The organism is Pseudomonadota bacterium, assembly GCA_039196715.1.
Classification (GTDB): Bacteria; Pseudomonadota; Gammaproteobacteria; order CALCKW01; family CALCKW01; genus CALCKW01.
In genome coordinates this window covers 1-17,278 of record JBCCUP010000035.1, presented here as the reverse complement: position 1 = coordinate 17,278, position 17,278 = coordinate 1, and the positions used below count along the sequence as shown (strand labels likewise).

The following is a 17,278-nucleotide window of genomic DNA, read 5'->3' as shown; positions in this document are numbered from 1 at the left end:
GTACCGGCCCAGCGATGGGCCTACGGTGAGCGTCGGTTTGGCGGCAACAGGTCAACTGTTGTCTCAGACGGACGCTGAAATTGACACGGCCACAAGATTCGCGCCAGGGCGCTGACGGCCTGACAAGGGATGCTGACACATGAAACAAGCCCTCCAGCTTAAGCTCGGCCAGTCACTGGCCATGACGCCGCAACTTCAGCAGGCGATCCGCCTGTTGCAACTGTCCACACTGGAGTTGCAGGCCGAGATTCAGGAGGCACTGGAGAGCAATCCCCTGCTGGAGGTCGAGGGCGAAGGCGATAACGCCGAGGGCGCCGACACCGCCACGGCCGAACAGCAGAACGCCGTCGAGGACACCGCCCAGGTCCGCTCCGAGACCCGCGAGCTCGAGGTCGAGGGCGCTTCCGCCAACGCGGACGAGCCGGTCACGGACATCGTCACCGAAACCGTCGACGACAGCTTCGATGTGCTCGAGGGTTTCGACGGCACCGCCACGGTTGAAGCCGTTGAAAACGAGCAGATGCCCGACGAGCTGCCCGTCGACAGCGCCTGGGAAGACGTTTACGAGCCCAGCTTCTCGACACCGCTGGGCCGCGCCGAGGACAGCGACCGCGACTTCACCGAGTTCCACGCTGGCGACAGCGCCTCGCTGCAGGATCACCTGCTCGAGCAGCTCTACCTCAGCAAGCTCAGCGAACGCGAGCACCAGATTGGTGCAGCGATCATCGAGTCCATCGACGATTCGGGCTACCTGACCCTCGAACTGGACGACATCTTCAGCACCAGCGAATGGCTGACCGCGGGTTCTGCGGGCATGGACGACATCGAGTCGGTACTGCACTTCATTCAACGGCTGGACCCAATCGGCTGTGGCGCCCGCGACGCTGGCGAGTGCATGTACGTGCAACTCGAGCAGCTTCCGCCCTCCAACGTGCGCGACCGCGCCATGCTGGTCGTCAAGGATCACCTCAAGCGGCTGGCCAACCACGAGCTGCCGAAGATCCGTCGCGAGCTGCGCATCAACGAAGCAGAGCTGAACGAGGTGATTGCGCTGATCCGTCAGGTCAACCCGCGGCCGGGCTCCCAGATTTCCTCCGACAAGACACACTACATCGTGCCCGATGTCATCGTCCGCCGGGACCGCCATGTCTGGAAAGTGGAACTCAACCCCGAAATTGCACCCAAACTGGGTATCAACGCGATGTACGCGAGCCTGGTCAAACGTGCGGACAAGAGCGACGACAACACCTTCATACGCAACCACTTGCAGGAGGCGCGCTGGTTCATCAAGAGCCTGCAGAGCCGCAACGAGACCCTGCTCCGGGTGGCCACCGCGATCGTCGAGCACCAGCGCGACTATTTCGAGCGCGGTGAGATGGCCATGAAACCCCTGGTGTTGCGTGACATCGCCGAACAACTCGGCATGCACGAGTCGACCATCTCCCGCGTGACCACACAGAAATACATGCACACACCACGTGGCATCCACGAGTTCAAGTTCTTCTTCTCCTCACACGTCTCTACCGCGGACGGCGGCGAGTGCTCGGCGACGGCCATCCGCGCCATGATCCGCAAGCTCGTTGCCAGCGAGAGCGGCAGCCAGCCGCTGAGCGACAGCAAAATCGCGAACACCCTGGTTGCCGACGGCATAAAGGTGGCGCGCAGGACGATTGCCAAGTACCGTGAGTCCATGGCGATCCCACCGTCGAACGAAAGGAAACGGTTGCACTGAATACGTCAAACGTCTCCCTCGAAGCCGCTCATTCCCCGCTTTCCGCGCGGGGAGGAGCGGCTTTTTTTGTGTCTGGCACACCCATGACGCCCCCCGCTTGGCGCGACAACCCCGGAGCTCCGGTGCCAGAGAGGCGCTCCAACCCACCCGAACGACTCAGGAGTTGCACATGAATCTAACTGTCGCAGGCCACCACGTTGATGTCACCGATTCGCTCAACCACTACGTGGGCGAAAAGATCCATAAGCTAGAAAGGCACTTCGACAACGTCACCGATATTCATGTCACCCTCACCGTGGAAAAACAGCGGCAGAAAGCCGAAGCCACGGCCCACGTCAGCGGCGCAACGCTGTACGCAGATAACACCGATGAAAACATGTACGCTGCGATCGACATCATGACGGACAAGCTCGACAGACAGCTCATAAAATACAAAGAGAAGCTCAAGGACCACCACAAACGGGAAAAAGAGAAAATCGAACAACAGATACAGGGCTCCTCCTAGCCCGGTCTGACCCTCACCGACTTGACGGTGGACCGCGCCCGCTGTGTAATCTCGGCCCTTGACCCAGCGGGCCGGCCGGTGCGCATCACCCTCGTGTGATGCGCCATTGACCTGTCGCTGAAATGCGAACGGGAACCTCCATGACGCTCATTGACCTGCTGAGCACGGACCGCGTGCGCTGCCGCGCGGAGCTCACGAGCAAGAAACGGGTGCTGCAACAGCTCGCCGACCTGCTCTCCCACGACAACCCCGATGTGCTGGACCGCACGGTGTACGACCGTCTCTGTTCGCGCGAGCGGCTTGGCTCGACCGGGCTCGGCGCCGGCATCGGCATCCCGCACGGGCGCGTCCCCGGCCTCGCCGCTCCGCGCGCCGCCCTGTTGACGCTGCAGGAGGGCATCGACTTCGACGCCATCGACGATGCCCCGGTCGACCTGTTGGTCGGCCTGCTGGTCCCCGAGGACGCCGACGAAGCCCACTTGCAGATCCTCGCGACCCTTGCCGGCCATTTGAGTGACGCCGAACTGTGCGCCGCGATCCGTGCCGCGCAAACCCCCGCCGACGTGCTCGACCTCCTCGCCGCCGATCCCCCGCACGACAACGCTGCTTCGGGCTGACGGTGGCCACACTCGGCGTCGCAAAACTCATCAACGCACTGCAGGACCCGCTTTCCTTGACGTGGATTCACGGCAGGGAGCACGTCGGTACAGCGGTGTTCAGCGAACACGCCGATGACACGGTCGGGCTCTACAACCCGCTCGCGGCCGCGAGCATCCACATCATCGACGGGCGTGCGTTCAACGCCCTGCACGGCGACACGCCGACCCCCTATCCGCTGACGCACGTCTTCGAGGCCCCCTGTGCACTGGTGATCTACTGCAACGGCTTGCGCCCGCCCGCGGACGTGGCCGCAGTGGTCGGCGACACCGCGGTGGTGCTGTCCGACCAGCCCGCCGCCGAGGTCATCCAGGAAGTGCGCGATGCGCTCGCCCGCCAACGCGCCCGCCGCACCGTGGCCCACGGTGTGTTTCTCGACGTACTCGGCACCGGCGTGCTGTTGACCGGGAAACCGAGCATCGGCAAGAGCGAACTCGCGCTCGAACTGATCAGCCGGGGACACGCCCTCGTGGCCGACGACGCGCCGTATTTCACCCGCCGCACTGACGGGTTGGTCTACGGCACCTGCCCGGACGTCCTGATCGATTTCCTCGAGGTGCGTGGTCTCGGTATCCTCAACGTGCAGAAGATGTACGGCGACGCGGCCACGCGACCCGAGATGCCGCTCAACCTGATCGTCGACCTCAGGCAATTCGACGCTGACGGGCTGAGCGACCTCGATCGGCTTGAAGGCAAGCGCCGGGTCTGTGACTTCCTCGGTGTCGACATCACCGAGATCACATTGCCGGTCGCACCGGGCCGAAACCTCGCGGTGCTGGTTGAGGCCGCGGTGCGAAACTACCTTTTGATGGCACAGGGCGACTACGCGGCTGAAGACTTGCAAGAGAGACAACGTCTTATGATGCGAGAAGACGGATGAGATGCGTCATCGTCAGCGGCCAGAGCGGCTCCGGCAAGACGGTTGCCCTGCACACCCTCGAGGACGAGGGCTTCTACTGTGTGGACAATCTGCCGATTTCCCTGATCCCGGACCTGATCGAGCGGATTTCGACCACCCACGCGGAGCTGCACCAGAACGTCGCGATCGGCGTGGATGCGCGCTCGAGCGACGCCGACAGCCTGTTGCACTTTCCGGACATCATCGGCCGGGTGCGCAGCCGGGTCGACTCGCTGCAGGTCGTGTTCCTGCAGACTGACCTCGACACCCTGGTGCGGCGATTCAACGAGACGCGCCGGCGACACCCGATGACCCGACAGGACCGGCCGCTGGTGCAGGCGATCCACGAGGAGCGGCGCGTGTTGGAGCCCATCTCCCAGCTCGCCGACGCCTTCATCGACACCACGACGACCAACTTGCACCAGTTGCGTCAGCATGTGCGCGACCGCATCGTCAAGAACCGCGGCGACGGCATGTCGATTCTCTTCCAGTCCTTCGGCTACAAGCACGGCACGCCGCTGGACACCGACTTCGCCTTCGATATCCGCTGCCTGCCGAACCCGCACTGGCAGGTCAATCTGCGGCCGCTGGACGGCCGCGACAAGCCGATCATCGACTTTCTCGAGGAGCACAGTTCGGTTGGCGACATGTACGGCTCCATCGAGCAGTTCCTGCACCGTTTCGTGCCCGATTTCGAGTCCGAGGGTCGGGCCTATCTGACCATTTCCATTGGCTGCACCGGCGGAAGACACCGCAGCGTTTACATGGTCGAGAAGCTTGCGGCTGCGTTTCGCAAGTCCGGACACACCGTCTCGGTCCGCCACCGCGAGATCCACTGACCGTCACAGGGGGCTGAACATGCCGAGTGCACAGGTTGAAATCATCAACAAGTTGGGCTTGCACGCCCGGGCAGCGGCAAAACTTGTCAAGACGGCAGCGGTTTTCGCGTCCGACATTTCGCTCGAGCGCAACGAGCAAACAGTGTCAGCCAAGAGCATCATGGGCGTGATGATGCTCGCTGCCAGCAAGGGCACCACGGTGATCGTCTCAGCCGAAGGCGAGGATGCCGACGAAGCGCTCGACGCCGTCGTCGACCTGATCAACGACCGCTTCGGCGAGGACGAATGACCACGGCTGCCGTCGGCATCACGCGCGCCGAGAGACGTGTGCGATGAGTCTGATGTTCAACGGCATCGGTGTGTCGCGCGGGATCGAGATCGCACCGGCCCGTACACTCAAGCGCGACTTGGGTGAGCTGCGGGAGACCCCGATCGAACGCAGCCAGGTGACAGCCGAGATTCGCCGCTTCCAACGCGCGATCAAGAACGCAACCCGGGAACTGACAGACGTTCAGAAGACCATCCCGGAGTCGGCGACCACGGACATCCGCGGTTTCATCGAAACGCACCTGCTGATGCTCTCCGACGACGCCTTCGTCAACCGACCCAAGGACATCATTCGCGAGCAACTGGTCAACGCCGAGTGGGCAGTCCACTCCCACCGCCAGAGCATCATTGAAGTGTTCGAAGCGATGGAGGACCCCTACCTCGCAACGCGCAAGAACGACGTCAACCACGTGGCCGATTCCGTGCTGCGCGCCCTGCAAACCGGTGGCGCGTCGGCCGACGATCTGACCCAGGCCGATTGGCGCGGTGTGATCGTCATCGCAGACGACTTGACGCCGGCAGACACGGTGCACATGCAGACCCAGGGTGTCGCCGGGTTCATCACCGAGACCGGTGGTCACCTGTCGCACACGGCGATCCTCGCACGGTCGCTCGGCATCCCGGCGATCGTCGGCGTGCACGAGGCGCGGCGCTACATCCTCGACGGCGAGGAGCTGCTGATCGACGGCTCGAACGGCCTCGTGGCAGCCGCCCCTGACGACAAGAGCCTGGCAGACTACCGAAAGCGGCAACGAGAGCAACGCCGCGCAAGCAAGGCACTCGAGGCCTTGCGGGATGCGCCGGCCAAGGCGCGCAGCGGTGAGGCCATCGGCCTGTTCGCCAACATCGAAATCGACGAGGACGTGAAAGCCCTGCGGCGCGCCAACGCGATTGGTGTCGGGCTGTACCGGACCGAATTCCTGTACATGAACCGCGATGACATCCCGACTGAAGAAGAGCACTACCGTAATTACACACGCATCCTACGGGCCCTGCGGGGCGCACCGTTGACCATCCGCACGGTCGATCTCGGCGCGGACAAGGAAGCCTCAAGCATGCAGGGACCGTTGGCGCACAACCCGGCCCTCGGCCTGCGCGGCATCCGCCGTTCACTGAAGGAGCCGGCGTTGTTCGTGCCGCAGCTCCGGGCCATCCTGCGCGCTGCGAGCAAGGGGCCGGTGAACATCCTGCTTCCCATGTTGACCAGCCTCGAAGAGGTGCGCCAGGCGCGCGCGTTGATCGCGCAAACACGCGACGCACTGCGGGGCGAAGGCTACAAGATCGAAGGCGACTACCGCATTGGTGGGATGATCGAAGTGCCTGCCGCTGCCATCGCGGCGGATCAGTTCGCCGCCGAGCTCGATTTCCTCTCGATCGGCACCAACGACCTCATTCAATACACCCTCGCGATCGACCGCATCGACGACCACGTCAACTACCTCTACGACCCATTGCACCCGGCCGTGTTGATGCTGGTGAAAGCGGCGATCGATGCCGGCAACAAACGTGGCATTCCGGTATCGCTGTGCGGCGAGATGGCAGGTGAGCCGCGGTTCACCCGACTGTTGCTCGGGCTCGGCCTGCGCGATTTCTCGATGCCGGTGAACAGCCTGCTGGCAACGAAAAACGTCATCCTGAACAGCCGACTGAAGGAATTACGGCCAAAGGCGCTGGCCTTTGTGCGCACCACCGACGGTGAAAAGCGCAAGGCCTTGCTCGAGGCCATGAACAGCGACCTGGATTTGCAAGCCTGATTGACGTAAACGGTGCCCGGTAGCACGAGCTCACCTGCCCTCGATCACCACGCAGACCGACCTCTTCTCGAGTGCCCGACATGCCATCGACATCACCAGAACTCGAAACCCGCCCCGAGATCGGCGCACTGCAGGCGATACTCCAGAGCGGGCAGGCTGATTCCGCCCGCAAGACCCTGCAAGGCATGCACCCGGCTGAAATCGCCAACGTCCTCGAGGGCATTCCCGGCAACAAACGCCTGGTGGTGTGGCAACTGCTGGACGACGCGCTCGCGGGCGACGTGCTGATCGAGCTGAACGAGGAGTCACGCGACTCGCTGGTCAAGCACCTCGACTCGGAAGACCTGCTCCAGGCCATCCGGCACCTCGAAGTCGACGACATCGCCGACCTGGTTCAGGGCTTGCCCGATGCCGCGATCCCCGAAGTGCTGGCCGGCATGGACAAGCAGAATCGCCAGCGCCTCGAGTCGGTGCTGTCCTGGCCCGAGGACAGCGCCGGCGGCCTGATGGACCTCGACGTGGTCACGGTGCGGGCCGACGTGTCGCTCGATGTGGTGATCCGCTATCTGCGGCTGAAGGGCGAGATTCCACGCTACACCGACCGCCTGATCGTCGTCGATCGATTCGATCACTACCTCGGTGTGTTGCCGATCCGACGCCTGCTCTGCAACGACCCGGAGCTCGACGTGGCCGCGCTCATGCGCACCGACGTCGACGCCATACCCGTTGAAACGGACCAGCACGAGGTGATACGCCAGTTCGAGGAACTCGACCTGGTGTCGGCGGCCGTGGTCGACCGCGACAACAAACTGCTCGGTCGGATCACCGTGGACGACGTTGTCGACGCGATGCGTGAGGAGGCAGACCAGCAGATGTACGGCATGGCTGGCGTGTCCACAGAAGAGGACCTGTTCGGCTCCGTGCTGAACGCCAGCCGCCGCCGTGCCATCTGGTTGGGCATCAACCTGTTGACCGCCCTGCTCGCCGCGTGGGTGATCGGCCGTTTCGAGGTCGCACTCGAGGAGATCGTGGCACTGGCCATCCTGAACCCGGTGGTGGCGAGCATGGGCGGGATCGCCGGCAGCCAGACACTGACTCTGGTCATTCGAGGCCAGGCACTCGGCCACCTCTCATCCCACAACGTCCGCTGGTTGCTGAACAAGGAAGTGATCGTGGGCTTTGTCAACGGCGTCTTCTGGGCGACGATCGTCGCGCTGATCACCTACCTCTGGTTCGGAGACGCCGAGCTCGGCCTGATCATCGCCGCCGCGCTGGTGATCAACATGGCCGCCGCAACCGCCGCCGGCGTCGCGGTGCCGACGCTGTTGCGCCGCATGGGGGTCGACCCGGCCCTGGCGGGCAGCGTGGTGCTGACGACCGTCACCGACGTGGTCGGATTCGTGGCGTTTCTCGGTCTGGCCTCCGCGGTGCTGCTGCGCTAACGCACTGGACACTGTGGGGGCCACGCCTCAGCTCCCCCAACCACGTCGAAGCCTGCAAGGATCATCTGGTTGCCGTCGAAGGGCATGGGGTTGCGCCCGGGCGGCGGACGCTCGTCCTGCACCGCGGCGGCCATGCCGACGTCCCGGGCGGTCATGGACAGCCACCAGATCCACGAGAACACCCCAGTTTCGTCAGGCTCGCGTTGCAACTCGTCAACACAGGGTGTGCGTTCGCCGGCTTGCGCGTCATCGCCACAACACGCGACCAGATTCACGGCACCGTACGCCTCATGCACCTCGGCTGAAGCCGCAGCGTGTCGGATGTACGCGGTCTAGTTGACCGTTGGCACCGCCTGCACGAAACCGTCGATACAGGCCATGGTGTCGCTCCCCGAGGTTGACTTGCGCTGCACGGTGCAGCGACAGGCTGTGGCCTGGACTACCAGCCCACCGGCACGTCACGGGCGCCGCCACCACGACACCAGCCGGCCGTCGATACACAGGAGGCCGGCGCCGATCACAAGTGCACCGGCCACTTCACTCGCGTGCACGGCTTCGCCGAGAAACACGGCGCCCAGCGCAATGGCGATCACCGGGATCAGCAGGGTCACCAACATGACATTGCTGGCACCGGCGCGTACCAGCAGTGTGAAGAACACGATGTAGGCGAGCGCCGTGCCGAGCACCGCGAGGGCGAGGATGGCCCAGACCACCGCCACGCTCGGCATCCCGAGTTCCCAGGGGCGGTCCACGACGGCCACCACGCAGGCCATGACCGCGGCCGAACAGATCAACTGGCAGGTGGCAGACGTCACCGGCGGCACGGTCGCGAGGTAGCGCCGCCCCCACAAGCCGGCAAAGCCGTAGCTGAGGGCGGCTGCCATGCACAGTCCGATACCGAGCACCTGCGCGTCCGCAAGGTCGTATCCGGCACCGCGCAACACGGCGACCCCCACCACACCGAGCACCACGCCCAACACCCGGTAGGCGGTCAGCCGCTCTTCCCGAAACCCCGCCATGACCAACACCGTGAACAGGGGGGTCAGCGCGTTGATCACCGAAGACAGGCCCACCGTGATGTGGGTCTGACCGTAGAAGATCAACGAAAACGGCAGCACGTTGTTGAGCAGGCCCATGCCGAGAAACGGCAACCAGGCGCGCGCAGCGGTGGGCAGGCGCTGCCCCAGCCACCAGACCACCGGTAGCATCACGCAGGCGGCGATGGCGACGCGCAGCAACACCACGGTCAGCGGCGGCAATTCACGCACCGCGACACCAACAAAAAAGTACGCCCCGCCCCAGAGCAGCGCGAGCAGCAGCAACAGACCCCAGTCCACGCGGTCCATGGTCTTGGCCGTTTGCATGTCCCTACTCCGTGATCGACGCCGCCCGGCACTGTCCGGCTTCACCCGCCATCACACCACCCGAAACCTGCGCAACTGCGCCGTGCCGGCTCAATCGGGCGCCTTGTTGTCGAACAGGGTTTGCCACGCGGCCTTATCCATGCTCGGGTTGACGCGCAGATCGGTCAGCACGGCCATGCCGCGTTGCACGGCCGGGCGGCCCTCACAGGCCTCGAACCAGCGCGCGAGCGCCGGAAAATCGGCGAGGTCCTGACCTTGGCGCTCGTGCGGCACGATCCAGGGAAAGGTGGCGATATCCAGAATCGAGTAGTCAGCCCCGCCGAGCCAGGTGTTGTGCTCCAGGCGGGTGTTGAGCACACCGTAGAGCCGTGCCGCCTCGGTGGTGTAGCGATCGATCGCGTAGGGAATCTTGTCAGGCGCGTAGGTGCGGAAATGGTGATTCTGGCCGAGCATCGGGCCGATGTGGGCCGCTTGAAACAGCAGCCAGGGCATCAAGGTGTGGCGCGCACGTGCGTCGCTGACCCAGAACAGACCGGTTTTCTCGGCAAGGTACAGCAGGATCGCAACCGAGTCGTTGACCGCGATCGGGTCGCCGTCGGGTCCGTCGGGATCCACCAGCACCGGAATCTTGTTGTTCGGGCTGATGGCCAGAAAATCGGGTTCGAATTGCTCGCCCTTGCTGATGTCGACCGGTATGGCGTTGTACGCCAGCCCACATTCCTCGAGCATGATCGTGCACTTCTTGCCGTTCGGCGTCGCCCAATAATACAAGTCGATCACGATGCCATCCCCGCGTCGGCGAAGTCGTAGCCCACTGCCGAGGCCGTCACCGCGCTGTAGCGCGCCAGCATGGCGTCACGCCACACGTAGACCGGGTCATCTGCGTTCAACAGCTGAAAATCGGACACGCTGCGCGCCCACATGAACGACGCGAACAACAACAGGTCGGCGAGCCCCGGGTCATCGCCGCTCAGCCAGCGCTGCCGTTTGAGTGTGGCGCGAAAGGGGCCAAGCGCAGTCTGCAAATCGCGGCGGTGTGCCTCTCGGCCCGCCTGCAACGCCTCCAGCGTGTTGCCGAACCGTGCCTCGCGCGTTTCGCGAAAATAGGCCGCGTCGGCGGGCGCCAGGTGGTTGTGGATGTCCAGAATCACGCTGCGCAGCACGGGGCCCATCACGGTGTGCTCGACCACCAGCTTGATCAGCGTCGCCTGTCCGAGCGCGTCAGCCGAACCCGCCGCCGGTGTCTCAGGGTACTGCGCCTCCAGGTGTTGGACGATCTGCCAGGAATCGACCACGGTCTGCTCGCCATCGGTCAGCACCGGCAGTTGTTTCCAATCGGCAAACGCGATGCTGGCCTTGTCGGTGAACGGCAGGGGGCGTGTCTCGAGCGGCAGGCCCTTGTGCGCCACAACCAGTTTGACCAACCAGCAGTAGGGGCTGAATCGGCGGTCGAGCTCCTCACCGCACAAGTCGTACATCAACAAAGCCATGGCCATCCTCACGTCGGGTCGGGTTCGCGCAGCAGCGCACAAGCCCGGTATGATCGCACATTGACTTCCGCTCGGAGCAGCCGGTGCCCACGCCGCTCGACAAGATGACCGCGACGCTCGGCGACCCCATCCAGTACGCCTTGCCGATGGGCGAGGCAGCCGAACCGCTTAACGCCTACCTCGGCCAGCGACTGCGCTTGCACCACACCGGCAACATCTACTGCGACCATTGCCACAAGCGCACACCCAAAAGCTACGCGCAGGGCCACTGTTTCTCGTGCATGAAAACGCTGGCAAGCTGTGACAACTGCATCATCCGTCCCGAGACCTGCCACCACCACCTCGGCACCTGCCGCGAACCGGAGTGGGGCCTGGCCAACTGCTTTGCGCCGCACATCGTCTACCTCGCCAACACCAGCGGATTGAAAGTCGGCATCACCCGGCAGAGCCAGGTGCCGACGCGCTGGATCGACCAGGGCGCGACCCAGGCACTGCCTCTGTTGCGGGTGAAAAGCCGGCTGGTCGCCGGCCTGGTCGAGGTCGCGCTCGCACAACACGTGGCCGACAAGACCAACTGGCGCGCGCTGCTCAGGGGCGATCCCGAGCCCTGCGACATGCACGACGCTGCGGCAACGCTGTTGGCCAAGCTGGAACCGGCACTTGCACCCATCCTCGCTGCGCACGGCGAGGACGCCATCGAGCGCCTCAGTGAAGACGTGGTCACGCTCGACTATCCGGTGCTGGAGTACCCCGGCAAGATCGCCTCGCACAACTTCGACAAGGACCCCGAGGTCGCCGGCGTGTTGCTGGGCATCAAGGGCCAGTACCTGATGTTCGACACCGGCGTGATCAACGTCCGAAAGTTCACGGGCTACGACGCCACCCTGGCCTGAAGCGGTGCGGCCGCGCGGGCCGCACCGTTGGCGATCGGCGCGTGGCCGATCAGGCGTTCACCGTTCTTCGGTCTGCAGTGCCTTGAACACCGTGTAACACATCAGCAGAACCACCACGGTGAAGGGGATGCCAGTGGACACCGCCGCCCCCTGCAACGCCGAGAGGCCGCCGCCAAGCAACAGGGCTATGGCCACCAGACCCTCCAGCGTGCACCAGAACACCCGCTGCACCGACGGTGCATCCATCTTGCCACCGGCCGTGATCGTGTCGATCACGAGCGAGCCACTGTCCGAAGAGGTCACGAAGAAGATGATGATCAACACCAGCGAGATGGGTGCAATGATCGAGTACAACGGAAGCTGATCGAGAAAACGGAAGAGCGAGATCTCCGGCTTGTAGGTGTCGACCACCACCCCCGTGATGCCCTGTCCTGTGCCGTTCTCGATCATGTCGATTGCTGCACCGCCGAAGGTACTCATCCACAACGCGCACACCAGCGTCGGCGCAATCAGCACGCAAATGACGAACTCCCGCACCGTGCGGCCCTTCGAAATCCGCGCGATGAACATGCCGACAAACGGCGACCACGCGATCCACCAGGCCCAGTAGAAGGTGGTCCAGCCGTGGAAGTAACTCGTGTCCTCCCGGCCGAAGGGGTTCGACAGCGGCACGATCTGCACCATGTACTGGACCATCACGTCAGCGTAGCGGGCGATGGCCGACCCGACCCCGGTCACGAACAGCACGAAGAAGAACAGGCAGATCGCCATGACCATGTTGATCTCGGACAAGCGCTTGACGCCCTTGTCCATGCCGGCGAGCACCGACCCGAGCGCGACGATGGTGATACCGACAATCAGCAGCACAACCACCGTGTTGCTGGGTTCGATGCCGAACACATCGTAGAGTCCGGCTGCAATCTGCTTGGCGCCAAGGCCGAGCGACGTCGTCAGACCGAACAAGGTCGCGAAGACCGCCAGCGTGTCAATGACGTGCCCCGGCCAACGCCAGACCTTGTCGCCGAGCAAGGGGTAGAACGCCGAGCGCAGTGTCAGCGGCAGCCCCTTGTTGTAGCAAAAGACCGCGAGGCTCAGACCCACCACCGCGTAGACGGCCCAGCCGCCGAGGCCCCAATGGTGCACGGTGCCGACGATGCCGATGTTCTCGTTGCCGGGTGTCTTGGGGTCGATGCCCAACGGGTTGGCCGCGCCGCCTTCGGCGTAGGTGTAATACACCGGCTCGAGCACGCCGAAAAACAGCAGCCCGATGCCGATGCCCGCGGCGAACAGCATCGCGATCCAACCGGCGTAGGAGTAGTCGGGTGTCGCGTGCTTGCCACCGATTCGCACCGACCCGATTGGCAGTACCACCAACAACAGGCAGAACACCAGCATGATGTCCACGGCGATCACGAGAAACCAATCGAACTCGCGGGTCAGAAAGGGCCGCAACCACCCGAAGAATTCGGCTGAGGCCTCCTGAAAGGACAACGAGGCAATCACGAACAAACAGATCACGCCCGCAGACACGAGAAAGACCGGGTTGTGGATGTCGAGTCCGAAGGGCCTGATGTTGTCGCTGCCGGCCTCGTAGTCCGGCTGCGGCGTGTCGTGCGAATCCGCCATGGGGCTGTCCTCTCGTGATTGGGGGGAACGGTGTTGTCGTGTCGTCTAGGCAGGGGTCCTGGTTGGCCACTCGCACCAGCGCGGTGCAGGCGCGTTCCATGAAAAGCCATTCGCAGGCAATTTGCAACCCGACGACCCAAAAAGCCGTGTTGGCATTTTGACGGCGCGCACAGACCACGCACCCCGAGTGAGACGCTTTGTCTCGCTCAAGTCCGCGTACACGTGCGTTGCTGCCCGACCGTCCCGAGGGCGGATGTACGCCCTCAGTCCGCGCGCCGCCGCCGCCGGATGCTCGGCAACACGAGCAGAACGAGCGCCAGCAGCAACAGCGCCAGCGTCATGGGGCGCTCCCAGACAAAGGCCATGCCGTCGTAGAGCTGCATCGCCCGCGAGAAGTTGTTTTCAAGCAGCGGCCCCAGAATGAAGCCGATCAGGAGCGGTGCAAGCGGGTAGTTCGCGAAACGCAACAGCGTGGCACACACACCGAAACCGACGAGCAACAACAGTTCGGTCGCGTTGTTTTGCCCAATGTAGGCGCCCATCAGGGTGAAAAACAGGATGAACGGGATCAGGTAGTTGCGCGGCACCGCGAGCACTTTTGCAATGTACGGGATCAGCGGCAGGTTGAGTATCAACAACACGAGGTTGCCAAGGTACATGGAAATGATGACTGCCCAGAAGATCTGCGGCTCGTCGATCATCAAGCGCGGCCCCGGGCTGACGTTCAACGCGACCAGCGCGCCGAGCAGGATCGCCGTGGTACCGGACCCGGGGATACCGAGGGTCAGCAAGGGCACGAAGGAGCCTGTTGCCGCGGCGTTGTTGGCGCTCTCGGGCGCGGCGACACCTTTGACCGAGCCCTTGCCGAACTGGTCCCGCTCCTCCGTGGACGCGATGTTGCGCTCGACCGCATAGCCGAGAAACGAGGCGATGGTGGCCCCGGCGCCAGGCAGCACGCCGATGAAAAAACCCTGCAGCGACTGACGACCGATCACCGGCGCTATGCGTTTGGCCTCGTCGCGCGTGATGCGCAGGTTCGTGATCTCGCCGCTCTCACCGTCGCCGGTCTTGGAGCGGTTCGGGTCGAGCACCAGGTAGATGGCTTCCGGCAGGGCGAACATGGCCATCGCCAGGGTGATGAAACCGAAGCCCGACTGCAGATCCATGATGCCCATGGTGAAACGCGGCGCATTGAACAGCACACCCTCGCCCACCGTCGCCATGATCAACCCGAGAAAGGTCATCAAGAGGGCCTTGCACACCTGCCCGGTGCCGGCAAAGGCGGCGATGGCAGACAACCCCACCACCATCAGGGCAAAGTACTCCGAGGAGTGAAAAAGCAGCGCCACCGACGCGAGCGCCGGGGCGAAGATCATGAGCAGGATCGCGCCGATGGTGCCGCCCGCGAAGCTCGCGATCGCGGCCACGGTGAGCGCCTTGCCCGCCTGCCCTTTTCGCGCGAGCGGGTAGCCGTCAAAACTCGTCGCCACGGTGGACGCCACCCCCGGCGCGTTGATCAGGATGGACGACGTCGAGCCGCCGAAAACCGCGCCGTAATACACACCGGCGAGCAGGATCAACGCGGTGGACGGGTCACCGATGGTGATCGCCACCGGGATCATGATGGCGATGATCGACATCGGCCCGAGGCCCGGCAACATGCCGATGAAGGTGCCGACCAGGCAGCCGGCGACCACGATCACGATGTTGGTGAGACTGAAGGCTGTCGACAGCCCGGTGAGTATGCCTTCGAACATGGCGGCCTCAACTCAGGAAAAGCGGCAAGGGGCTCAGGAAGATCCCGAGCACCTCGTTGACGAGGTACCAGATGAACCCGGCGGCGACAGCCGACACCGTCGCCATCAGCAGATACCGGCGTTCACCCAGGAGGTAACTGCCGATGAAAAGAAACGCGAAGGTCGCGGCGAGAAACCCGAGCGGCCGGAGCAACTGGGCGTACGCGACCATCAGTCCGAGCAACAACAGCGCCTGGCCCACCTTGTATTGGCCGAGCCGGTTGAGGTCGATGTCGCTCTGCGCCGTACCCGCGTTTTTCTCTACGCCGAAGATGATGGCCAGCGACAACAGGATGCCGCCGACAGCGAGCACCTTAGGAAAGCTCGACGGCCAGATCGGACTGCGTCGCATGATCGGCGGCAGCAGATCGTCCATGGCAAAAAAGGCCGTGTACCCGTAGGCGAGGCACACCACCAGAATGACAATCGCAATCCAACGGTCGAGCGTCATGGTGATCGTTCCTGGTCAAAAAAACCGGCCAGCGCAGGCGCCGGCCGGGTCACGAGCTGCGCCGAGGCTCAGAGGAAGCCGAGCTTGCGCATCAGGTCGCCGATCACCTCTTCCTGCTGTTCGAGGAAGACGCGGAAATCGTCGCCGTTGTTGTGGATGTTCACCCACCCGTTGCGTGCGCGCACCTCTTCCCACTCCGGGGTGTCGTACATCTTGGTCAGCACATCCTGGTAGGCCGCGAGCGTGTCGGCCGGCAGGCCGGGTGCCGCGAAGAAGCCACGCCAGTTCACGAAAGTGGTGTCGTTGCCCTGTTCCTTCATGGTCATGGCATCCGGGAAGGCGTCGACGCGCTCGTCGGAGGTCACACCGATGATCTTGACTTCGCCGGCCTTGGCGAGCTCAACCGCCTCGGAGAACCCGGTGGACACGGCCTGCACTTCGCCTGACAGCAGGCCCGCCATGGTCGCGCCACCACCGTCGTAGGGCACGTATTTCATGGAGATCGGGTCGGCCCCAGCGGTCTGAAACACCATGGCCGCCACAAGGTGGTCCATGCCGCCCGGCACCGAGCCACCGCCGATGGCAACGCTGCTCGGATCCGCGTTGAAGGCCGAAATCAGGCCATTGAGGTCCTGGATATCACCCTCGGCTGGCACGACCAACGCGGCGTAGTCTCCGATGGTGCCTGCCACCAGGGTCAGGTCGCGGAAGCTCTGCGGGAACACACCCGTCAACGAGCGAATCACGATCGGTGTGGAGTTGACCATCATGGTGCCGTGGTTGGACGCGGCGTTCTCGATCAGGTAGCCGATCGCCTTGCCGCCACCGCCGCCCGACATGTTCTCGTAGGACGCAGAGCCGACCAGCCCGGCGTTTGTCAACGCCTCGCCGGTACCACGGGCGGTGCCATCCCAACCGCCGCCGGCACCGCCGGGGATCAGGAAGTGGATCGAATCCACGGTCGACGCCGCGTGCGCTGACGCGCCGGCCAGGGCCAGCACCGCCGCTGCGGCGAGGTGTTGCGTCTTTTTCAACATTTTCATCACAATATCCTCCATTGGCTTTATTCAGCCGCCTGCACAATAGTGCTGCAGCACACGCCAATAGTGCCACATCACCCTGACACCAGCCTGACAACATGCACTATTTACTGGTTGAGGACAGTGAGGACATCGGACAGGCGGTGACCGCACGGCTGAGCGAACAGGGCCACGCCGTGGACTGGGCGCGCACCTTGGCCGAGGCTGACGCCGTGCTGGCCGCGAGTGGCGTCGACCTGATCGTGCTCGACATCATGCTGCCCGATGGCGACGGTCGCGACTTCCTCGCCCGGCACCGGGCCCGCGCCGACACCACACCGGTGTTGGTCCTGACCGCGCGCAGCCGGGTTTCGGACCGTGTCAGCGTGCTCGACCTCGGCGCCGACGACTACCTGACCAAGCCCTTCGACATCGACGAACTCGACGCGCGCTGTCGTGCCCTGATCCGGCGCAGCAGCGGGGGG

General features: G+C 64.0%; 18 protein-coding genes. 10 read left to right on the top strand and 8 right to left on the bottom strand.

The genetic code is table 11. From position 1 onward, the window contains the following. The first annotated feature begins 139 nt into the window (after positions 1 to 139). From AAGA11_13005 to mgtE, 8 genes are all read left to right on the top strand, one after another. The gene (locus AAGA11_13005; protein ID MEM9603778.1) at positions 140 to 1,732 is read left to right on the top strand and encodes an RNA polymerase factor sigma-54; all 1,593 of its coding nucleotides are present in this window, start codon (positions 140 to 142) and stop codon (positions 1,730 to 1,732) included. Positions 1,733 to 1,901: 169 nt separating this feature from the next. After that, positions 1,902 to 2,237 carry a ribosome-associated translation inhibitor RaiA gene (gene raiA / locus AAGA11_13000; GenBank protein MEM9603777.1) on the top strand — a complete coding sequence of 112 codons (336 nt, stop codon included), beginning with the start codon at positions 1,902 to 1,904 and terminating at the stop codon, positions 2,235 to 2,237. Between the two features lie 140 nt (positions 2,238 to 2,377). Continuing rightward, positions 2,378 to 2,854: a PTS sugar transporter subunit IIA gene (locus tag AAGA11_12995; GenBank protein MEM9603776.1), complete on the top strand. Its 477-nt coding sequence runs from the start codon at positions 2,378 to 2,380 to the stop codon at positions 2,852 to 2,854. 2 nt (positions 2,855 to 2,856) lie between these two features. Further along, a complete protein-coding gene (gene hprK / locus AAGA11_12990) occupies positions 2,857 to 3,774 on the top strand; it encodes an HPr(Ser) kinase/phosphatase (protein ID MEM9603775.1) in 918 nt (305 codons plus the stop codon). Beyond that, entirely contained in the window at positions 3,771 to 4,631 is an 861-nt protein-coding gene (gene rapZ, locus AAGA11_12985; protein MEM9603774.1) for an RNase adapter RapZ, read from the top strand. Before hprK ends, rapZ begins: the two co-directional genes overlap by 4 nt. Before the next feature lie 19 nt (positions 4,632 to 4,650). Further along, entirely contained in the window at positions 4,651 to 4,920 is a 270-nt protein-coding gene (locus AAGA11_12980; protein ID MEM9603773.1) for an HPr family phosphocarrier protein, read from the top strand. Between the two features lie 43 nt (positions 4,921 to 4,963). Next, positions 4,964 to 6,712 (top strand): phosphoenolpyruvate--protein phosphotransferase, encoded by a 1,749-nt coding sequence (gene ptsP / locus AAGA11_12975; GenBank protein ID MEM9603772.1) that lies wholly within the window; start codon positions 4,964 to 4,966, stop codon positions 6,710 to 6,712. Positions 6,713 to 6,792: 80 nt separating this feature from the next. Next, complete coding sequence (gene mgtE / locus AAGA11_12970) at positions 6,793 to 8,154, top strand: magnesium transporter (protein ID MEM9603771.1); 1,362 nt, start codon at positions 6,793 to 6,795, stop codon at positions 8,152 to 8,154. Here mgtE and AAGA11_12965 read toward each other — a convergent pair. From AAGA11_12965 to AAGA11_12950, 4 genes are all read right to left on the bottom strand, one after another. Further along, positions 8,151 to 8,477 (bottom strand): DUF1428 family protein, encoded by a 327-nt coding sequence (locus tag AAGA11_12965; protein ID MEM9603770.1) that lies wholly within the window; start codon positions 8,475 to 8,477, stop codon positions 8,151 to 8,153. The genes mgtE and AAGA11_12965 overlap by 4 nt on opposite strands. Positions 8,478 to 8,612: 135 nt before the next feature. Continuing rightward, the gene (locus AAGA11_12960; protein ID MEM9603769.1) at positions 8,613 to 9,518 is read right to left on the bottom strand and encodes a DMT family transporter; all 906 of its coding nucleotides are present in this window, start codon (positions 9,516 to 9,518) and stop codon (positions 8,613 to 8,615) included. A gap of 90 nt (positions 9,519 to 9,608) precedes the next feature. Further along, complete coding sequence (locus AAGA11_12955; GenBank protein ID MEM9603768.1) at positions 9,609 to 10,298, bottom strand: glutathione S-transferase N-terminal domain-containing protein; 690 nt, start codon at positions 10,296 to 10,298, stop codon at positions 9,609 to 9,611. Next, positions 10,295 to 11,008 carry a glutathione S-transferase N-terminal domain-containing protein gene (locus AAGA11_12950; GenBank protein MEM9603767.1) on the bottom strand — a complete coding sequence of 238 codons (714 nt, stop codon included), beginning with the start codon at positions 11,006 to 11,008 and terminating at the stop codon, positions 10,295 to 10,297. The genes AAGA11_12955 and AAGA11_12950 overlap by 4 nt, the downstream gene beginning before the upstream one ends. A gap of 83 nt (positions 11,009 to 11,091) precedes the next feature. Here AAGA11_12950 and AAGA11_12945 point away from each other — a divergent pair, with 83 nt between their 5' ends. Next, entirely contained in the window at positions 11,092 to 11,901 is an 810-nt protein-coding gene (locus AAGA11_12945) for a DUF2797 domain-containing protein (protein MEM9603766.1), read from the top strand. A gap of 57 nt (positions 11,902 to 11,958) precedes the next feature. On the opposite strand, the gene AAGA11_12940 is transcribed toward AAGA11_12945, so the two are convergent. From AAGA11_12940 to AAGA11_12925, 4 genes are all read right to left on the bottom strand, one after another. Next, a complete protein-coding gene (locus tag AAGA11_12940) occupies positions 11,959 to 13,527 on the bottom strand; it encodes a BCCT family transporter (protein MEM9603765.1) in 1,569 nt (522 codons plus the stop codon). Positions 13,528 to 13,790: 263 nt separating this feature from the next. Continuing rightward, the gene (locus AAGA11_12935) at positions 13,791 to 15,284 is read right to left on the bottom strand and encodes a tripartite tricarboxylate transporter permease (protein MEM9603764.1); all 1,494 of its coding nucleotides are present in this window, start codon (positions 15,282 to 15,284) and stop codon (positions 13,791 to 13,793) included. Between the two features lie 7 nt (positions 15,285 to 15,291). Then, positions 15,292 to 15,774, bottom strand: coding sequence for a tripartite tricarboxylate transporter TctB family protein (locus AAGA11_12930; GenBank protein MEM9603763.1), 483 nt, complete (start codon positions 15,772 to 15,774; stop codon positions 15,292 to 15,294). A 68-nt stretch (positions 15,775 to 15,842) separates the two neighbouring features. After that, positions 15,843 to 16,817 carry a tripartite tricarboxylate transporter substrate-binding protein gene (locus AAGA11_12925; GenBank protein ID MEM9603762.1) on the bottom strand — a complete coding sequence of 325 codons (975 nt, stop codon included), beginning with the start codon at positions 16,815 to 16,817 and terminating at the stop codon, positions 15,843 to 15,845. Positions 16,818 to 16,912: 95 nt separating this feature from the next. Here AAGA11_12925 and AAGA11_12920 point away from each other — a divergent pair. After that, positions 16,913 to 17,278: response regulator (locus AAGA11_12920; GenBank protein ID MEM9603761.1), on the top strand; the 366-nt coding region annotated here is incomplete at its 3' end.